We start from the raw sequence: 19,113 nt of genomic DNA, 5'->3' as shown, positions 1-19,113 counted from the left end.
GTTTAAGCGGTCTGCTGGTAGGCGCGGCGCTGGCGGCGGGCGCGGGCGGTGAAAATCCAGTAGAGGCCCACGGGAATGAGCAGCGGCAGCAGCAGCGGCGACATGGCCGCCAGCACGATCACCGCAGCGAGTACCAGCGCGCTGACCAGCACCATGCCGATACCGGCGCACAGCACGCCCACGAAGACGGCGGCGCAGGTCACGGCCACTGCCGCGATCAGGATGCCGCCGCCGGCCAGCACCAGGCCGAACAGGGCGCCGAGCGGGCCGTCGAATTCATCGCCGTCGATATTGATGTGCATGTTATTGCCCAGCACCGAGTCCCACAGGGACAGGGCAAGCACGAAGACGATGGCGGCGGCTAACAGTTTTTTGGCGGTGCTGGTCATGGTGGTTCCCCGTTGTTGTGTGTGTTGTTCAGGTGCCGTTTGGCATGGTTGAACTGTACCGGCCAGGGGCCTTGCCAGCCACCGGATTGCGACAAAACGTAGAAATGGCGGGTTGGAACGCCGGCAGGCGGCGACCAGCCGCGCGGCAGGCCGGAGTTGCCAGGTAGCCCGATTGTTCCTTGATTTAAAGTTATGCCGTCCTATACTGAATCTCTACGCAGTTGAGGGAGGACCACAACATGGCATGGCTAGTATGGAGCGAGGGGCAAACTATCCCCGCCGCGTGTCCACACACAACCGGGCGCCAACGCGGCGCCACGCGTTCTTCGGGCGGTGGCCCAAAGGGCCCGCCGTCGGCGCCGCCGGCAATCCCGCCGATCATCATCACGCCGTTCAGCTATCACACGCCCGAACCGGCGATCGATCCGCGCTACAAGCCACCGAAGCCGCCGCTGGTGCAGCGCCGGCCCAGCGTGGTGTGCTGACTGTCATTTAGAAGTTGTGGCGCAAGCCCAGCGACACGCCCTTGAGCGTGGCGCCCGGGCTGGCGCCCGCAGCGGCGCCCAAACCGTTGATGGCAAAATCCACGCTGGCATTGCGCTGGTTTTTCAGGTGCGTGTAAAACGCGAACACGGTCGTGCGCTTGCTGAGCAGGTAGTCGTAGCCGGCCGTGTAATGGGTGGCGCCCGTATCGGCCCCTTTGCGCACCTTGCCCACCTGGACGCCGTCGGGGGCGCTGCCCTTGCCATCGCCCGCTCGCGCGATCCCGAGCTTGAACGCATGGCGCCCGGCCTGGTGCGTGACCGACACATAGGCTGCGCGGCGCTTGAGCGTGCCGCCCGGTAGCTCGTACTTCAACTGTTCGCCGACGAGCGCCACCCGCGTGGCGCCAGCGGTGTAGGCGGCGCCCAGCTTGGCGCCGGTGTCGCTGCTGCCCGGCCCCTGGTATTCGTGGTGGCGCTCGATGGCGCCGGTGGCGTACCAGCTGCCCTGTTCAAACACCAGCGCTCCCGAGTTCAGATAGGGCTTGGCGCCGCTAGCCGGGCGTTCTTCGGCAGCCGACCGCGCCACCCGTAATTGCACGCCGTGCCACACGGGCGACCAGTAATGCAGGCTGTTTTGCTGGCGGCGGTCGAACGAGGACGTGTCGCTGGTATTGTTGACGGTGGCGCCCGCGCCGTTGCCCATGATGCTCATGTAGCCGGCCGTGGTGGGATAGAACGGATCGAGGCTGGCAGTGGCGGTGTTATAGGGCAAGTTCCAGTTCCCCATGAATACGGTGCCGGCAGAGCCTTCCAGGCCCACCCGGGTGTCGCGCGAGGCCAGGCCGCCAGCGCCGGTGTCGAGCGCCAGCGTGCCCTCGATCTGGAAGATTGCCTTCAGCCCACCGCCCAGGTCCTCGGTGCCGCGAAAGCCCAGTACCGAACGGTAATTGCTCATGCGCGCGACGCTGGAGCCGGCGCCCGAGCTGCGCAACGATTCGAGGCCGGTGTTGAGGCGGCCGTACACGGTGACGTTGCTTTGCGCGCAAGCGGCGCCAGTGGTGGCGGTGAGGAGGAGGGCGAGGCCAAGTTTATGCATCCGTGGTGACTTTCTATTGTTGTTCCGGTATAAGGCGCTTATTATTTCACCCCCGATGCCAAGACACCCGAGCCTAAAGTATGAGTAACGACTTCCCCGATGTACCGGATACCCCGGACAACGACGCCCCGATCCAGGAACCGCGCCTGTGGCAGGGCAATGGCTGGACCGCGCGCGTGATCAAGAACGACGATGACGAAGGCTGGGCGGTGGCGATGATCAAGGACGGCGAGCCGGAACCGGCGCTGGTCGGTCCCTGGACCATGGGCCGCGACAAGAAAAACCCCAAGCCACTCGACGTCAACGCCTTCAACACGCTGGTCAAGACCGCCAACGAAGTGATCCGCCGCCACGAACAGCAGCTGCACGCGCAACTGCACAAGAACGTCTTCGTCAACACCGACGACGGCGGCCAGATCAAGGTCACGCTCGATATCGTGCCCGACGAGGACGACCCGTACGCCATGCTCTCCGCCTTCGACGTGTATGGCGAAGAAATCGCCAAAGTGCGCGTTGTGCCGACTTTCAAGCTCAGTGTGACCAGCGCCACCACATGGATAGACAACGAGTATCGCAAACCGCAATGATCACTGGCCCTTGCCGGGGCTGACTGATAGTATTTCCTGTGCGTACTAATTACAGGAAATACTATGGAAGACCGTCTCGCCCGTCTTGAAGCCGTCCAGGCCATCTTGCTTGAAATCGGCCGTAAATCGGGCAGTTGCACCGATATCAGCGAATTTTTGCAATCGGTGCACGCGGCGCTGGGACGCATCATGTACGCCGCCAACTTTTTTGTCGCGCTCAGCGACCACGAGGGACCGGCCAACCACGTGCGCTTCGTGTATTTCGTTGACGAGGTCGATGCGGCCCCGGCCAGGGACGAGCTGTTCGAACTGGCGGACGGCGAATCGCCTACCGCTGCCGTGATCGCCAGCGGCCGGCCGATGGCGATGACGGCCGCCGAGCACGTCTCCAAAAGGCTCGACAACGCCGCCTTCGGCATCGGCACCATTGCCGAGCACTGGATGGGCTGCCCGCTGCTGGACCAGGAGCACCAGGCGCTGGGCGCGATGGTGATCCAGAGCTACGACCGCCAGCATACGTTCAGCGGCGAAGACCAGGCCCTGTTCGCGCTGATCGCGGACTTCGTCTCGGCCGCGCTGCGCGGCTTGCAGAGTGTTGACCGGCTCGAGCGCGCGGTGCAGGACCGCACCGCGCTGCTGGCGCACGAGGTGGCCGAACGGCGCCGCGCCGAAGACGAGATCCGCCACGCCAACGATGCGCTCGAAGAACAGAACGCCGCGCTGGAAAACGCCCTGACCTCGCTCAAGGACGCCCAGGGCGAGCTGGTACGGCAGGAAAAACTGGCGTCGCTGGGCCGGCTGGTCGCCGGCGTGGCGCACGAAATCAATACCCCGCTGGGCATCTGCGTCACCGCCACCAGCCACCTGGTGGAAGAACTGAAGCTCACGCGCGCCGACATGGCGGCCGGCATCCTCGACGAAGACGGCTTGAACCAGTTCTTCGACATCGTCCACCAGTCGCTGCGCATCATGACCACCAACACGCAGCGGGCGGCGGCGCTGGTGCGCAGCTTCAAGCAGGTGGCGGTCGATCAGTCGTCGGACGACATCCGCAGTTTCAATTTGCGCAAGTACCTCGACGAAGTGCTGCTGTCGCTGCAGCCCAAGCTCAAGGGCAAGCCGGTCACGATCGACATCGATTGCGACGACAACATCAACATGGCCAGTTTTCCAGGGGCCGTGTCGCAGGTACTGACCAACATGGTGGTCAACTCGCTGGTCCACGGGTTCGACGAAGGGCAGCCGGGCCGCATCAAGATCACCGGCAAGGTCGATGGTGATTTCGTCAACTTCGACTACAGCGACGACGGCGTGGGCATGGATACGTCCACCCTGGGCCAGCTGTTCGATCCGTTCTACACCACCAAGCGCGGCACCGGCGGCAGCGGCCTGGGCGCGCACATCCTGTTCAACCTGGTCACGGGCGCGCTGGGCGGCACCGTCAAGGTGGCCAGCGCGCCCGGCATGGGCCTCCACTACAAGCTGCGGTTCCCCAAGGTCAAACGCAAATAAGAGCGCGGCTGCTTTAGCGCAAAAATGCTATGGTGCGGCTTGTCCACTTTTTCGAGCACTCTCGTTCCGCCATGCCCACTGCACCTTGCTCCGCCGGTTACAACCCCGACCTCGGTTTTGCTGCCGGCGGCGGCGAGATGGGGGCCGTGGTGCGCGGGTTCGACTGGACCGGTACGCCGCTCGGTCCCCTGGCAACCTGGCCGCAGTCGCTGCGCACCGCCGCCGGCATGATGCTGGCGGCGCGCCACCCGATGTACGTGGCGTGGGGGCCGCAGCTGGCGCTGCTCTACAACGACAGTTACCGCGAGGTGCTGGGCGCCAAGGCCGACCAGCCGCAGCAGATCCTGGGGCAGCCGTTCAGCCAGGTCTGGGCCGAGGTGTGGGACCAGGTCGGCCCCATGCTGGCCGCCACCATGGCCGGTGAATCGCTGTGGTACGAAGACCAGCCGTTTACGCTCACCCGCAACGGCTTTGTCGAACACATCTACGCCAGCTTTTCCACCAGCCCGATCCGCGACGAGTCGGGCGCGATTGCCGGCGTGCTGTGCGTGTGCAGCGAAACCACCGGCAAGGTGCGCCAGGTCGAGGAGCGCCTGCGCCTGCTCGACGAGATCGGCGAAGCCACCCGCCTGGCCGCCGAGCCGGCCACCATCATGGAACACAGTACCCGCCTGCTGGGGCAGTATCTCGATGTTACCCGGGTGGCCTATGCCGACCTCGAACCCGACAACGACCGTTTTACCATCCGCCACGACTGGCGCGTGCCGGGCGCGATCAGCACGGCGGGCGTATATTCGCTCGACCTGTTCGGCTCGCGCGCCACGTCCAACCTGCGGGTGGGGCGCACGCTCTTGATCAACGACGTGGACCGCGAACTGGCGCACGGCGACGGTGTCGAAATGTTCAACCAGATCGGCATCCAGGCCATCATCTGCTGCCCGCTGGTCAAGCAGGGCAAGCTGGTGGCGATGATGGCCGTGCACCAGCAGCAACCGCGCACCTGGACCCGCGACGAAGTGGCGCTGGTCGAAGCCGTGGTGGACCGCTGCTGGGCCCACATCGAGCGGGTGCGTTCGACCGAGGCGCTGCGCGAGGCCGACCGCCGCAAGTCCGAATTCCTGGCCACGCTGGCGCACGAGCTGCGCAACCCGCTGGCGCCGATCCGCAATGCGCTCGAGCTGTTGCGCATCGGCGCCGACCGGCCGGGCCTCAAGGAGCGCATGCTGGGTACCATGGAGCGACAGGTCGGCCACATGGTCCACCTGATCGACGACCTGCTCGACATTGCCAGGATCAGCAGCGGCAAGGTGGTGCTGCAAAGCGCGCGCGTCTCGCTGCAGTCGGTGGCTGCCAGCGCGGTGGAAACCAGCCTGCCGCTGGTGGAAGCGGCCGGGCACGAACTGGCGCTCGACCTGCCGCGCGAGCCGGTCTGGCTCGACGGCGACGCCGTGCGCCTGAGCCAGGTGCTGAGCAACCTGCTGACCAACGCCGCCAAGTACACGCCGCAGCCGGGCCGCATCCACGTCACGGCCACCACCATCGACGGCATGGCGGTGATCGCGGTGACGGACACCGGCATCGGCATCGCGCCCGAGGCGTTGGAACAGGTGTTCGAGATGTTCGCCCAGGCGCCGCACAGCATCGGCATTTCCAAGGGCGGCCTGGGCATCGGCCTGTGCCTGGTGCGCCACCTGGTCACGCTGCACGGCGGCAGCGTAACGGCAGCCAGCCCCGGCCCCGGCCTGGGCAGCACGTTTACCGTCCGCCTGCCGCTGGCGGCGCCGGCGGCCGGGCAGGCGCAGGGCGACGAGCACCAGGCGCACACCGCGCCCGCGCACCCGGCGCTGCGGGTGCTGGTCGCGGACGACAATGTCGATGCTGCCGACACCCTCGGCGACCTGTTGCAGGCCATGGGCTGCCAGGTGCAGGTGACTTACGATGGCGAACAGGCGGTAAAGGCGGCCACGGCGTTCAATCCCGACCTGGTGTTCCTCGATATCGGCATGCCGCGCCTGGACGGCTATGGCGCGGCCCGCGCGCTGCGGGCGCTGCCGGCATTGGCAGGGGTAAAACTGGTGGCGCTGACCGGCTGGGGCGCGCAAGACGACCGCGCCCGCACCGGGGCCGCGGGGTTCGACCACCACCTGCTCAAGCCGGCCTCGCCGGACCAGGTGGCGGTTGTGCTGGCCAGTGCTGCGCCGGCCAGCGGTTAAGGTTTATTTCGTTACCTTGGTGATTTCCACTTCCCAATCGACGCCCGAGTCGATCTTGTGCTTGGCCGCATAATTGCCCTGGCTGATCGCCACCGCCACGTCCAGCAAGCTGTTCAGATAAACCAGCGGCTTGCCCTTTTCCACGCCGCCAAACGTGTGCTCGAACGGCGCCACCACCTTGTTGATCAGCTTGCCCTTGTGCAGGATGCGCACCTGCACCTTGTCGTGCAGGCCGATGTTCAGCTCGTCGAACAGCGATTTCGGAATATTGGTCCAGACGTTGCCGTACTTGACGTCCAGCACCGGGATGATGCCCTTGATCACGTCGCCATTGCGAACTGCCTTCTGGTACGGAATCTTGACCACCGATTCGCTCGGCAGCACCGGGCCCACCTGCTCGAAGGTGATCGCGCCCGAGGCCAGGCGCGCGCCCACGTAGGCATACACATCGCGGCCATGGAAGGTGTACGACTCGCTTGATCCCGCCAGGCGGTTGACCTTTTCATCGATCTCGCGCAATTCGGCCACGCCGTCGCGCTCGGCGATCAGGGTGAACAGGCCGTTGTCGGGGCCGACGAAATAACGGCCCTCGCGGGTCTTGAGCACCACCGATTTGCGCTGCGTGCCCACGCCCGGATCGATCACGTTGACGAACACGCTGCCGGTCGGCCAGTAGTTGGCGGTCTGGTACAGGCGGTAGGCGCCGAGCCAGATGTCGTAGTCGGGAATATTGTGGGTCAGGTCCGAGACCGACAGGTTCGGATCGACGCCGAACGCCACGCCGCGCATGGCCGAGACGGCGCCGTCGGACGTGCCGAAGTCGGTCATCAGCACCAGCGCATGCTTGTTTGCGGGCGTTTCCGCCGCCAGGGCCGGGCCGGCCAGCGCCGCCGCCAGGCACAGGGAGATCAACAGTTTGGACGGTTTCATGGGTTCTTTCTAGAAGGTGTAGCGTACGCGGCCATAAAAATATGCGCCGTTCAGCCCGATCGGATTGATGAAATTGTACGGCAGCGCGCCGCCGTAGCTGGCGTTATTGGTCTGACGCACGCGGTCCGGGTAGCGGTCGAAGATGTTGTTGCCGCCGGCCGAGACGGTCAGTTTCGTGGTCAGCTTGTATTGCGCTTCGAGGTCCACGGACCACACGGCGCCAAAGCGCTGGGCGTGCACGCCGTCGATCAATTCGGCGTCGTCGTCATACGAAAAATCTTTCAGCGCGCCGAAGCGGGTGGCGCGGGCCTGCCAGCCCCATTGCGCCGCCTGCCAGTCGGCGCTCAGCACCAGCTTGGTCTTGGGCGAGGCATGGCGGATGCGGAACAGGTTGTTCTCGGTGAGCAGCGTCAGCTCGGGATCGATTTGCGCCAGCGCGGCCGAGCTCTGATGGACGTTGTCGATGCGCGTCTTGTTCAGGTTGAGCGCGGCGTTCAGGTCCAGCTTGCCGCCAGCGAGCGGCAGGTCGTGGTTGACCACCAGGTCGAGGCCAGTGGTGGTGGTGTCGAGCAGGTTGGCCAGGTAAGCCACCGACTCGATGTCGGTGCGGCCGATGGACGCCAGGTAGGCGGTGGCGGCATCGCTTTGCAGGTCGCTGGTGCGGGTGATGCGGTCGCGCAGCTTGATGCGGTAGGCGTCCACCGTGACGCTGGTATTGCGCTGCGGTTTCCAGGCGGCGCCCAGCGACAGGTTGGTCGATTTTTCGGGTTTCAGGTTCTGTGCGCCGAACGCGCGGGCCAGGCTGTCGGACGCCGGCAGCAGCGACGCCGTCTGCAGGCCGGTGCCGTCGCTGTTGAAGTTCAGCGTGGAGAAGCGGAAGCCGGTCTGCACCAGCGCCGGCGCGCGGAAGCTGTTCGACAGCGAACCGCGCAACAGGAAACCGTCGGCCACCTTGTAGCGCGCCGACAGCTTGCCGGTGCTGGCGTTGCCAAAGTCGCTGTAGTCGGAATAGCGCGCTGCCACGCCCAGCAGCAGGCGCGCCGTCAGCTCGCTCTCGACATCGAGATACACCGAGCGTACCGAGCGGCGGCCATCGAAGGTATCCTGCGGCCGCAGTCCGGGGCCCGCCTGCGCGCCCGGCGGCGCATCGGGGACCGTGCCGGCCGCCGCAGTTCCAGCTGAATAGGAAGCAGGATCACCGGGCGAACTGGTATAGGTCTCGCGCATGTATTCAGCGCCCAGCGCCAGGTTGCCCGGCGCGCCGATGCCGAGATCGAGCGCGCGCGTGACATCGGCGTTGACGGCATCCTGGTCGAAGTCGAACGTGGACAGGTGGAAGCTGGTCGGGCTGGCCGCGCCCAGCGACGCGTTGGCCGAATTGGCAAGATCGTAGCGGAACTTGTTGCCGCCGTGGCGAGCGCTGACGTCCCAGTTCCAGGCGCCCTGGGTGATGCGCAGGCCGGCCACCACGCTGACATCGGTGGCATCGCCCCGGGTGGTGGGGCGGTAGCCGTTCGGGTACAGCGCCGGCACGTTGGACGGATCGCCCGGGTAGCGGAAGTAGGCGCTGCCGTCCGACTTGCGCTGGTTGACGGTGGCGAACGAGTACGCATCGACGCCGTCGGCAATCGGCGCCAGCATGTTGTAGAACGCGTAGTGGTTGCGCTGCTGCGAGTCGCCGGACTTGAACACGACCTTGCCGTCGAGCGCCAGGTCGGCTGGCGTGGAATTCCACGAGGTCCAGCCGGCATCGCTGGCGCCGGCGCGGTTGGTCGGATTGCGGTCGCGGCTTTCCAGGCCGAAGCGGAAGTAGCCCACGTCGCCCACCGGCACGCCGTAGTCGGCGTTGACGATGGTGGTCTGGCCGTCGGTCTTGCGGTCGTCGGTCGGTTTGAAGTCGGTGTGGTTGGCGCCGTAGCTGACCGAGGCCGAGCCGCCGGTGCGCGCCTTTTTCAGCACGATGTTGATCACGCCGGCGACGGCGTCGCTGCCGTACTGGGCGCCAGCGCCGTCGCGCAGGATTTCGATGTGGTCGATCGCGCCCGGCGGGATCGCATTGACATCGACCGGCACGATGCCGGCAAAGCTGCTTTCCGTGTCGAGCACGGCGCTGGCGTGGCGGCGCTTGCCGTTGATGAGCACCAGCACCTGGTCGGGCGCCAGGCCGCGCAGCTGGATGCCGCGTACCGAGTCGGCCGCGCCGCTCGATTCGATGCGCGGGAAGTTAATCGACGGCGACAGGTTTTGCAGGGCGGCGCCGAGGTCGCCGCCAGCCAGCGCATTTTCGACCTCGCGCGTACCGAAACGGTCGATCGGCACGGCGGAATCGAACACGGTGCGGTTGCGCGCGCGCGAACCGACCACGGTGACCTGGTCGATGGCGGCAACGCCGGCTTCCGTGTCGGCGGCGGATTGTGCCTGCGCGGCAGGCAGCGCGGCCAGCAGCAGGGCGCAGGCCAGCACGCTGCGGCGCAGCGGCAGTGCAGGCAGGCGATAGGGGAGGGCGTGGTGGGACATGGTGGCTTCCTTGCATGATCTGAACCACAATCTTACTTGCAAGGAATTGTGTCACCAACAACCGATTGTCTATATGCTTATCCATCCAGAGCGCCTGACAAGACCTTCAGAGCAAGGCGCAGCGACGAAGACAGTACCGCTAGTACGGCGAGGCGCTGCAACGCCGCTATGGAGGTGTTGTCAGGCGCTCTAGTCAGGGAAGCGTTCGTTAATTGCCAGGGCCTGATCCATGTTGGCCACCAGCAGATCGACATAATGGGGATCGAGGTGATGGCCGGCCACGTCGCGCAGGTGTTGCACCACTTGCGCCACCGGCCAGGCATCCTTGTAGCAGCGCTTGTGCATCAGTGCGTCGAACACGTCGGCCACGGCAACGATGCGCGCGTACAGGTGGATGTTCTCGCCCTTGAGGCCCTGCGGGTAGCCGCTGCCGTCGTATTTTTCGTGGTGCTGGTGGGCGATCACGGCGGCCGCTTTGAGGATCGGCCGCTGCGAACCGTCCAGGATCGACAGGCCGATGGTCGGGTGCTGCTTCATGATTTCCCACTCGGCCGGATCGAGCTTGCCCGGTTTCAATAGCACCGAGTCCGGCGTGGCGATCTTGCCGATGTCGTGCATCGGCGCGGCGTGGCGCAGCACCGCTGTTTCGTCGTCGGGCAGGCCGGCGGCGGTGGCCAGCAGGTGGCATACCTCGGCCATGCGGCGCACGTGGTTGCCGGCCTCGTGCGAGCGCGATTCCACCACGTCGCCCAGGCGCAGGATCAGCTCGGCCTGGGTGTCGGTGATTTCCTGGGTCAGCAGGATATTGTCGAAGGCGATCGCCACGCCCGAACAGAACACTTCCAGCAGCTTGGTGTCGATCTCGGAAATTTCGTCCACGCCCTTGAGGATCAAGAGCGACGCCTTGCCGCTGCTGTTGGGGAAGTAGCCGATATAGGTATCGCCCTCCACCCGCGAGATCTTGTTACTCTTGGCCACGTCGAGCTGGGCCAGCACTGCCGGACTGAGCAGGGTGCCGTCCTCGTCGCCGATCCGGGCCAGGATTTCGTAATCGTTGACGTCGCCGATGGCGGTGGCCGCGCGCAGGCGCAGCAGCATGCTGTGCTCGAGCCGCAGCAGGGCCACCACCTGCTGCAGCAGGCCGTTGGCGAAATCTTTGAGATTGCGTTGCTGGAAAATATGGGCCGAGGCGGCGATCACGCGCTCGAGGCCTTCGCGGTAATTCAGCTGCTGCAGGCGCGCTTCTTCCACCTTCATGATGTCGCGGTAGGCGCGCAGCGCGGCAAACGTGGTGGTAAACAGTTTGGTCCGATCGAGCTCGGTCTTTTCCTTGTAGTCGTTGATGTCGTAGTTGACGATCACGCGCTCCTCGGGGGCCTGGCCCGGCTGGCCGGTGCGCAGCACGATGCGGGTAAACTGGTTGTCCAGGTCTTCGCGCATCCAGCGCGCCACTTCCAGGCCGCTGTCCTCTTTTTCCATCACCACGTCCAGGAACACCAGCGCGATATCGGTCTCGCGCGCCAGCACTTCCTTGGCTTCGGCGCCGCTGTACGCATGCAAAAATGTCAGCGCGCGGCCGTCGAGGCGGAAACGGGTCAGGGTCAGCTTGGTGATGTCGTGGATGTCGGGTTCGTCATCGACCAACAAGACTTTCCATGGTGCTAACTTTGGCGATGCAGAGGACAGAAAAGACATGGGCGTTCCGCAAAAAGGTGGCGCATACAAGATTTCGATTGTAGTCCCACTCATTGCTATTAACAACAGGCAACAAAAGAACGCGTTAAAACGCGCAACACTTCTGTAACAAAAAAACCCGCAGGGCTTGCGCACTGCGGGTAAAAGTACAACTGAAGGAGGGGAAGCGTCAGCCGAGCAGAGGGAAACCGGTCAGATAGCCGACTGCCGCGCCATAGCGGTCGCGGTAATTGGCGCGGATCAGCGGATCGAGCGTGGTGCGCACTTTGCCGTGCAGCGAGCTCGACCAGTCACCAGCATGTTGGAAGTTACTCATGATGTACGCGAAGCCATTCATGTCGTCGACCGCGTGCAGGCCGGTCGATTCGGCGCCCGATGGCGTGGACAGCAGGCGCGTGAGCACCTTGGTATCGACGTTATACGCCCACAGGAAGTTATTCACGTGGGTGCCGCTGTCCTCACCGACGAACAAGGTGCGCAGTTTTTCCGAGAATTTGATGTTGTCCGGGTTGGCGACTTTCTCGGCGTTGGCGGTGTTGCCCAGCGCATCCGGCGTGGCCAGGTCTTCGCTCAGCAGGCCTGGCACGGCAGCCATGTCCACCGGCACCCATTCGCTGTCGATGGCCGCGCCGCTGCTGTCTTTCTGCGCGCCCTTCATGTTCAGCGCGTAGACCGCGCCGGCGCTCGGGCCCTTGATCGAGATGCCGCCCGAGCCGTTGGTCATGGCCGAACCGATGGCCGCGATGGCCGAGTAGGCGATCTTGTCCCTGGCATTGACGGTCGTGCCTTCCATCTTGGTAAAGCCCATGCTGCCGCCGGCGAAGCCGGCGTAGCGGTGGGTTTCCAGGAAGGCGGCGGCCTTTTCCATGCCCGGCTTGATCTTGATCCAGTTGCTGCGGCCGTTGAAGGCGATCTTGGTGAACGAGGCGTCGCTTGGATCGGCGGTGCGCACGTCCATGATGTCGGCCGCTTTCAGGGTGTCGGCCAGGGCCTTGATTTCAGCGCTGGTGGCCTTGCCCAGTTTGATCCATTGCAGCGTGGCCGAGCCGCCGTTGTCCACCGACGTCTGCTGCCACTTGGCCACGTACAGGGTGCCGCTCGACAGATCGCGCGCCTTGTCGGCCACGAACATGAACAGGCCGCCGTTGGTGGCGTCGTCGCCCATCAGCGCGGTGCGCTCGTCGGGCATTACCTGCACCAGCTCGTGCGAGATGCGGCCCATGCAGTAGTGCTTCTTGCAGCTGCCGGTGCCGTCCGGGTTGACCGTGATTTCCGGCATGTGGCCGTAGTGGTAAGGATTGGCGCGGGTGGCGTCGCCGTACAGGCTGCGCGAAAAACCGGCGAACTGGGTGTCGGTGGCGATGGTGGTCGCGTCCGGCTCGTACTCTTCGCTCGACAGGTGGGTGTTCCACGGCGAGCGGCTGGCGCCGCAGGTGATCCACAGGCCGTTGGCCGGGCTGGTATCGACGTTGTGGTACTTCACCAGGGTCAGCGCGCCGGTGGTCTTGTCCTGGTCCAGCGTGAGCACGGCGATCGGCGACGGCAGCATGCCGTACATCGAGCTGCCGGCCAGATTGCTGGTGGCGTATTCGAACTGCACCACCGCGAACACGGTATTGCCCTTGACGCCGGCCACGGTGGGCGCGTCGAGCTTGAGCAGCGAGGTGCCGTCCGGGCAGTCGGAGAAGAACTGGCGCGGCGTGGTTCCGCTGGTGTCCATGATCGGACGGTTGTTGATGTCGTAGTAGCCACCGGAGAGCGTGGTGCCGCCGCTGCCGTTGGGCACCAGGGCGCCGGTGATGAAGAAGGTCTGGTAAGCGAGCGAATAGGCCTGGGTCTTGCCGTCCGAATAGGTGGCGTTCATGCCGGAGGCGACGGTGGTGGTGGCCATCTTGGCGGGATCGGCCAGGGACGGCGCAGCCATGCCGGTGAAGGTGACGGACATCAGCTTGGTAGCAGGCGCGGCGCTGTCGTTGCCGCCACCACAGGCGGTCAGCAGCGCGGCGGTGGCGCCGCCGGCCAGCGGCAGCAGCGGCATGCCGGCAAACAGTTGGACAATGCGACGGCGGGACAGATCGGGCGACTCGGTCATAATCATTCCTGGAAATAAGCCATGTACTTGTGCCGGCGGCGGCGCGGCATCATCCGGGATGGTGGCGCATCCCGACGGGCGAGATGGTAGCGATCCTGTATGACGCCACCATGACATGCGGCGACGATTGGTAACAAATCGCATCAAACCGCGCCGTGCGCCGGCAAACGGGCTATATTGTTTACATTCGCAGTGAGTTACGAGGAGTGCGCCATGCGCCCGATGATCAAATCTTCCCTGGCGGCCCTGGTATTGCTGGCCGCAACCACCGGCGCGGCCTGGGCCCAGGTCAGCGTCAGCTATGACAAACCCGACGAGTTCATTGATGTGCCGCGCAGCCCGATTGACCGCGAGCGCATGCTCAAGGATTTCACCCAGTATTTTTCGACCTTCGACAAGAAGCTGCCGGCCGGCCAGCAGCTCAAGATCGAGGTGCTCGATATCGACCTGGCGGGGCGGCTGTGGCCGCGCCGGTCCGGTGGCGACGATATCCGCGTCATGAATGGCGGCGCCGACTGGCCGCACATGAAGCTGCGCTATACGCTGGAAGAAAACGGCGCGGTACTGCGCAGCGGCGAGAGCGACCTGTCGAACATGATGTACCAGCAGCGCGCCACGCGGCTGTCCGACAGCGATCCAATGCGTTATGAAAAGCAGATGATCGATGACTGGTTCGAGAAGACCATTACCTCCAAAGTCGCCGCCAACTAGGCTGGTTCAATATGTCCGCAGCGAGGCGCAGCGCCGAAGACGGTGCGTCGGCACGGCAAGGCGCTGCAACGAAGCTGCGGGCTTTTTGAACCAGCCTAGGCAGCCGAACGGCTAGCCGAACGGCTAGCCGAACGGCTAGCCAATCCGGTTAACGCGCGGGAACTTGGCAGCAAACGTGGCCGGCATCGGTGCGACTTCGCCGGTGCGGTAATTGAAGAACACGAAGCCGTACTTGGCCATGGCCACCAGGGTCGAGTCGCGCGGGCGCGTGACGCGGAACGTGATGTCGCCGCCATAGCGGTTGAAGTCCATGACCCCCACCTCGAACAGCAAATGGTCGCGTGCATGCGCTTCCGCGCGGTACGCCGTTGCCAGGTCGGTGACGATGATGCCGGCGCCGCTGCTATCCATTTCCTGCACGCCGAATTCCGCCAGGAATTGCGCGCGCGCTTCCGAAATCATCGACACCATCGAATCGTTGCCCAGGTGATTGGCGGCATTGATGTCGGTGTGGCGCACGGTGAGCTGCGTCGAAAAATAGTACTGGTCGTCCGGAAAATCGAGTTTGAGGCGGGCCATGGCGGTCCTTACAGTTGTTCGCTCAGGAAGACCAGCGTGTGGCCGTGTGCTTCGGCGGCAGCGCGCTGGTTGTATGAATCGCGGTGGTTGCAGTTGAAGCCGTGTTCGGCGCCCTGGTACACGTGGATCTCGACCGACTCCACGCCCTCGAAGCGCTCGGCGATGGCTTTCACTGCCTCGTTCGGGATGTGGCTGTCGGCGCTGCCGAAGTGCATCAGCACCGGCACCTTGATCTCGTCTGCGCGATCGAGGCCGTTCTGGATGCCGCCGCCGTAGTAGGCCACGGCGGTATCGACCAGGCCGTCGGCAGCGGTGCGGTACGACAGCAGGCCGCCCATGCAGTAGCCGATCGAGGCGATCTTCTGGCCGGCGGTACTCTCGTGCGCGCGCAGCGCCTTGACGGTGGCGGCGATGTCGGTCTGGGCCTTGTCGAAATCGAGCGAGTTCATCAGTTCCACTGCGCGCTTCCAGCCGGCTTCGTCGTAGGTCAGCTCGATGCGGGCGCCGTCGCGCCAGAACAGGTCGGGCGCAATCACCACGTAGCCGTCGGCGGCGTACTGGTCGGCTACGTTACGGATGTGCTGGTTGACGCCGAAGATCTCTTGCAGCAAGACGATGCCGGGACCCTTGCCGCCGCGCGGCAGCGACAGGTAGGCGCCGAACGTGCCGTCCTCGGTGGTGATATCGATCCATTGCGAATTCGTTTCCATGGTGCTCCTTGTACCGTGATCGGGAAAACAACCATCGTACCGTGTTTTTGCCCTGATCGCCGTACACCTTTGGATATGGCGGACATCGAGTAACCGTAGCGAGCGGCTCGATATCGTCTTGAGTAGCGGAAGCGCGCGGAGGTACGCTGGGCAACGGATAGGCGATAGCGGGACGCGCAGTAGGTTGCTTGATGTCCCTTGAATCAATAAATTTCGCGGGTATAGATCACCGGGCCGGAGCGATAGACACCAAAGGTCAGCTTGCCGGTGGTGCTGGGCAGGTAATAAATCCACTGCGCATCGGCGTTGCAGGCCGGCGTTGGCGTGCACGGCTTTTGCATCGTGAAATCCACGGAGCCGAGACCGTTCTGGCCGGACGGCGGCGTCAGCCGGAACCCCGCCTTGCCGGACTGGAAAGCGGCCGTTCCGGGCGCGACCGGCTGCAGTTGCGCCGCCGTGGCGCACACGCTGGCCAGGCCTTTTTCGCAACGATCGAAGCGCAGGTAACCGGCCACACTCTTGGCCGGCGCGTTGTACATGGGATTGAACATGAAGCCGCGATTGGCGTCATAAAACTGGGCTTGCACGGTGACCGGCATCGGTGACGTCGGCGAACCGTCGATATTGGGCACTACCAGCCGGCCCGAGACGGCGGTGATCGCTGTCTCGGCGGAGGCACTGGCGGTGGCGCGCCGGGACGTGGCGCCGTCGGTATCGACCGCCCGCACGAAAAACCTGACCGGGTTGCTGCCGGTGGCTGCCGACGGCAGCGCCTTGAAGCGGAACATCGGCATGCTGATCGTGGATGGGAGGTCGAAATTCGGGTCCTCCACTCTCCCCAGCCCTTTGAAGAAGGCGAACGATGGCGCGGTACCGGCAATGCTGCCGCCCATGGCGCCCACGTTGGTATCGACCAGGGTGGCCCCGCCCAGGGTGGCTGCGGGCGACAGGGTGATGGGCTTGGCCAGCGCACCCTGGTAATTGATGGTGAGGCCGTTGGCGCTGTTATAGGCTTTGACGATCACATAAAACGGCTGGTGCGAATAGATGAACACCGGGTCGCACGGCGCCAGCAGCGGCGAGCTGTTGGAGGTCGCCTTGCACGGCATGGTCATGCCGGCGAGCTGGCCTGGGGCCACCATCTCGCGCGTGCGCGAGCCGGTCAGCGTGGCAAAGATGGGCAGCGACGTATCGAAGTGGTCGGGGATGAAGCGGCCGATCTTTTGCGTGCCGGCGGTCTTGAATTGATCGCCGGCCGCGCCGAGATAACCGGCGCCACTATTGAGGCCCACGTCGAGGCGGATGATGCCGACGTCGCTAAAGCTCCAGGCGCCGGTACTGTCGGTCTTGCTGCTGGAGACGCCATCGGTGATCGCATTCATGGCGCCCGCCGTGATGTCGCCGGCGTTGCCGGCGTCGGCAGGGTTATCGACGGCTGGTACGGCGAGCTTCATGTTTTCGGGCGTCGTTTCCTTGCCAAAATTGGTGGTCACCTCGCCCTTGTTGTTGACGGCGCTGATCTTGACCGTAAACGTTTCGCCGGCTTTGGCGAAGATGGCGCTGTTGGCGTCCGGCACCGCGCCGGCGGCCACTTTATTGTTGCCGGCACTGGTGGCTTCGATGTTGAAGCGGGCCGGAGCGGCAATGAATTTACCGCTTCCCCTGGCCGTGTAGCCGGCGCTGCCGGCGTAGGCGGCATCCAGCGCCACCTCGCCCACTTCCGGATAGGTCAGCGTGGTGTTGGCGATGCCGGCGCTGTCGAACGCCAGCTGCAACCTGGTGGGGCTGTTGCCGCACGTGAGGCCGTTGCCATTGACGTTGACCTGGGCGCCGGCCCTGGCTTTGCCCGACACCGGGTTGACGAAGCCGCAGGACAGGTTGATGTATTCGGATTTGCCGGCCACCAGCGGCACGCAGCTTTGCTTGTTGGCGGAAGCTGCCAGCGCCTGGATGCGCACGTTGGCGGTGGTCGCGGCGATATGGTTGTCGACGGTCACCTGCAGGCCGGTGTCTTCGAACGACATCGCGCACTGGTTGCTGGCCGAGGTGTTGGCGCTGTTGACGCACGTGGTGCCAGTCGTGCCGCTGGCCGCCAGCGTGGCGACGCCGACCGTGGTTTGCTCCACGGTGGCGCTGCTGGTCTCACCCGTGAACGTGAACGACTTGCCGCCCGGGAGCAGGGTAACGCTGCTGCTGCCCGTGAAATGCGGCGCGGTGCAGGCCGCATTGGCGCAAGCGGTGACCTTGACCGTTTGCGGCTGGCAGGTGAGGGCGCTGCCGGTGTGGGTGATCTGGAAGTGGTGGGCTCCGGCGGCGGGGGCCGCCGCGCAGGTGGGGTTGTAGTTGTACCAGGAAGGCTTTTCCACGCAACTGCAGGCCACCGCGCCGGGGCCGGTGCAAGTGATGACCTTGTTGACGGCGTTGTTGCCGTCAATGTAAATGTAGTTGACAGCTGCGTTGCCGTTGATGATGGCGTTACCGGACTTTGTGGTGACCCTTGCTGCCACCAGGTCGCCATTGATGGTCGTGCCGGACTCCATCAAAAAGTCGCCCTTCAGCGTGACATTGCCATTGACCTTGGCGCCCTCGGCGCGCATGGCCAGGGTGCCCGCGTCCACCTTGCCGGTTACCACGACGCTGCTGCCGATGTCGAGGCTGGTGCTGGCGCTGATATCGCCCTTGATGGTTGAGCTGGACGACGCCAGCACGACCGTGGGCGCGGTGATATTGCCGTTGACGGTGCTGCCCGAAGCAAGATTGAATGACTTGGTGGCCGTAATCGTGCCGGTCAGGGTGACCGACGAGGTAGTGGTGATCTCGGTGCCGCTGAGGTTGCCGTTGACGACCGTGCCCGAGCCTAGTGCGATCGTGCCCTTGGAAACCACGGGACCATTGAGTTCGGCCGGAGAGCCGGTCGTGATGGTGCCGGCGCTGAGACCGCCGCTGAGCTTGATGCCGGAACCGAGGTTGGCCTGGTCGCGCACGGTGGCGCCGCCGCCGATCACATTGCTCGACCCGGTCGTGAGGCTATAGCAGTACAGGGCGCCGGTGACAGTGGCGCTCGAGCGCATATTCACCGTGACCGCCGTGACATTGCCGCGGATGGTGGCCGACGAGCCGTCGGTACTGACTGTATTGCCAAGCACGTTGGCGGTCACGCTCTGGCCGTTACTGATTAGGAAATTGCCGCCGCCACCGAGGTTGTTGTTGGCATCGCGCACGAAATTGCCGGCCTGTATGGTGCCGCCGCTCACGTCGATATTGGCGACCTGGGCGCCCGAGAGGTTGATGTCATTGCTGCCCGTGGTTTCCAGGCGCGCAGTGCCGGACATTTTCAGGCCCTGGAAGTAGCCGAGCTGGAAGGCGCCGGTGACGATGACCGTTTTGCCATTGCCGATGACGGCGGTATCGTTGGCGCCGAGGAACGAGGGGTCGCAGGTATAAGTGTCGCCGTCGCGGGTGCAGCCGCCGACATTGCCATTGAAATTGATGTTCGCCGCCTGCGCCAGACCGGTCAGCAACAGGGTAGTCAGAACCAGCCACAGGTATCGCAACATTATTTCTCTCAGGTAAAACGCCTGCCTGAATTATAGGCGC

General features: G+C 64.6%; 14 protein-coding genes. 5 read left to right on the top strand and 9 right to left on the bottom strand.

Features of this window, described 5'->3' with window-relative positions:
* Positions 1-2: 2 nt before the first annotated feature.
* Positions 3-389 carry a hypothetical protein gene (locus tag SR858_RS23445; RefSeq protein ID WP_019923320.1) on the bottom strand — a complete coding sequence of 129 codons (387 nt, stop codon included), beginning with the start codon at positions 387-389 and terminating at the stop codon, positions 3-5.
* A 239-nt stretch (positions 390-628) separates the two neighbouring features.
* Between SR858_RS23445 and SR858_RS23440 the strand changes: the two genes are divergently transcribed.
* Entirely contained in the window at positions 629-874 is a 246-nt protein-coding gene (locus SR858_RS23440) for a hypothetical protein (protein WP_154820010.1), read from the top strand.
* 7 nt (positions 875-881) lie between these two features.
* Here the strand turns inward: SR858_RS23440 and SR858_RS23435 are convergent, their stop codons facing one another.
* On the bottom strand, positions 882-1,970 hold the full coding sequence (locus tag SR858_RS23435; RefSeq protein ID WP_019923319.1) for a porin: 1,089 nt from the start codon (positions 1,968-1,970) through the stop codon (positions 882-884).
* 80 nt (positions 1,971-2,050) lie between these two features.
* On the opposite strand from SR858_RS23435, the gene SR858_RS23430 reads away from it, so the two are divergent.
* The 3 genes from SR858_RS23430 (at position 2,051) to SR858_RS23420 (ending at position 6,282) form a co-directional block, all read left to right on the top strand.
* Positions 2,051-2,557 (top strand): hypothetical protein, encoded by a 507-nt coding sequence (locus SR858_RS23430; RefSeq protein ID WP_019923318.1) that lies wholly within the window; start codon positions 2,051-2,053, stop codon positions 2,555-2,557.
* Between the two features lie 63 nt (positions 2,558-2,620).
* Complete coding sequence (locus tag SR858_RS23425; RefSeq protein ID WP_019923317.1) at positions 2,621-4,069, top strand: sensor histidine kinase; 1,449 nt, start codon at positions 2,621-2,623, stop codon at positions 4,067-4,069.
* Between the two features lie 71 nt (positions 4,070-4,140).
* Entirely contained in the window at positions 4,141-6,282 is a 2,142-nt protein-coding gene (locus SR858_RS23420) for a PAS domain-containing hybrid sensor histidine kinase/response regulator (protein ID WP_019923316.1), read from the top strand.
* A 3-nt stretch (positions 6,283-6,285) separates the two neighbouring features.
* On the opposite strand, the gene SR858_RS23415 is transcribed toward SR858_RS23420, so the two are convergent.
* The 4 genes from SR858_RS23415 to SR858_RS23400 form a co-directional block, all read right to left on the bottom strand.
* Positions 6,286-7,212, bottom strand: coding sequence for an SAM hydrolase/SAM-dependent halogenase family protein (locus tag SR858_RS23415; RefSeq protein WP_019923315.1), 927 nt, complete (start codon positions 7,210-7,212; stop codon positions 6,286-6,288).
* Between the two features lie 9 nt (positions 7,213-7,221).
* A complete protein-coding gene (locus tag SR858_RS23410; RefSeq protein ID WP_019923314.1) occupies positions 7,222-9,729 on the bottom strand; it encodes a TonB-dependent receptor plug domain-containing protein in 2,508 nt (835 codons plus the stop codon).
* Between the two features lie 189 nt (positions 9,730-9,918).
* Positions 9,919-11,424, bottom strand: coding sequence for an HD domain-containing phosphohydrolase (locus SR858_RS23405; protein WP_026637550.1), 1,506 nt, complete (start codon positions 11,422-11,424; stop codon positions 9,919-9,921).
* A gap of 169 nt (positions 11,425-11,593) precedes the next feature.
* Entirely contained in the window at positions 11,594-13,516 is a 1,923-nt protein-coding gene (locus SR858_RS23400) for a PhoX family protein (RefSeq protein ID WP_019923312.1), read from the bottom strand.
* Between the two features lie 213 nt (positions 13,517-13,729).
* Between SR858_RS23400 and SR858_RS23395 the strand changes: the two genes are divergently transcribed.
* Positions 13,730-14,227 (top strand): DUF3016 domain-containing protein, encoded by a 498-nt coding sequence (locus tag SR858_RS23395; RefSeq protein ID WP_019923311.1) that lies wholly within the window; start codon positions 13,730-13,732, stop codon positions 14,225-14,227.
* Positions 14,228-14,362: 135 nt separating this feature from the next.
* On the opposite strand, the gene SR858_RS23390 is transcribed toward SR858_RS23395, so the two are convergent.
* The 3 genes from SR858_RS23390 to SR858_RS23380 all read right to left on the bottom strand — a co-directional run bounded on the left by SR858_RS23390 (position 14,363) and on the right by SR858_RS23380 (position 19,073).
* Positions 14,363-14,806: a thioesterase family protein gene (locus SR858_RS23390; RefSeq protein WP_019923310.1), complete on the bottom strand. Its 444-nt coding sequence runs from the start codon at positions 14,804-14,806 to the stop codon at positions 14,363-14,365.
* A gap of 8 nt (positions 14,807-14,814) precedes the next feature.
* On the bottom strand, positions 14,815-15,516 hold the full coding sequence (locus SR858_RS23385) for a dienelactone hydrolase family protein (RefSeq protein ID WP_019923309.1): 702 nt from the start codon (positions 15,514-15,516) through the stop codon (positions 14,815-14,817).
* Between the two features lie 203 nt (positions 15,517-15,719).
* Positions 15,720-19,073, bottom strand: a complete 3,354-nt coding sequence (locus SR858_RS23380) for a polymer-forming cytoskeletal protein (RefSeq protein ID WP_019923308.1) — start codon at positions 19,071-19,073, stop codon at positions 15,720-15,722.
* Positions 19,074-19,113 lie beyond the last annotated feature (40 nt).

The organism is Duganella zoogloeoides (genome assembly GCF_034479515.1).
In the GTDB taxonomy this organism is placed as follows: Bacteria; Pseudomonadota; Gammaproteobacteria; order Burkholderiales; family Burkholderiaceae_D; genus Rugamonas; species Rugamonas zoogloeoides.
The sequence above is the reverse complement of the archived record's forward strand: the minus strand, read 5'-3'. Positions and strand labels throughout refer to the sequence as shown.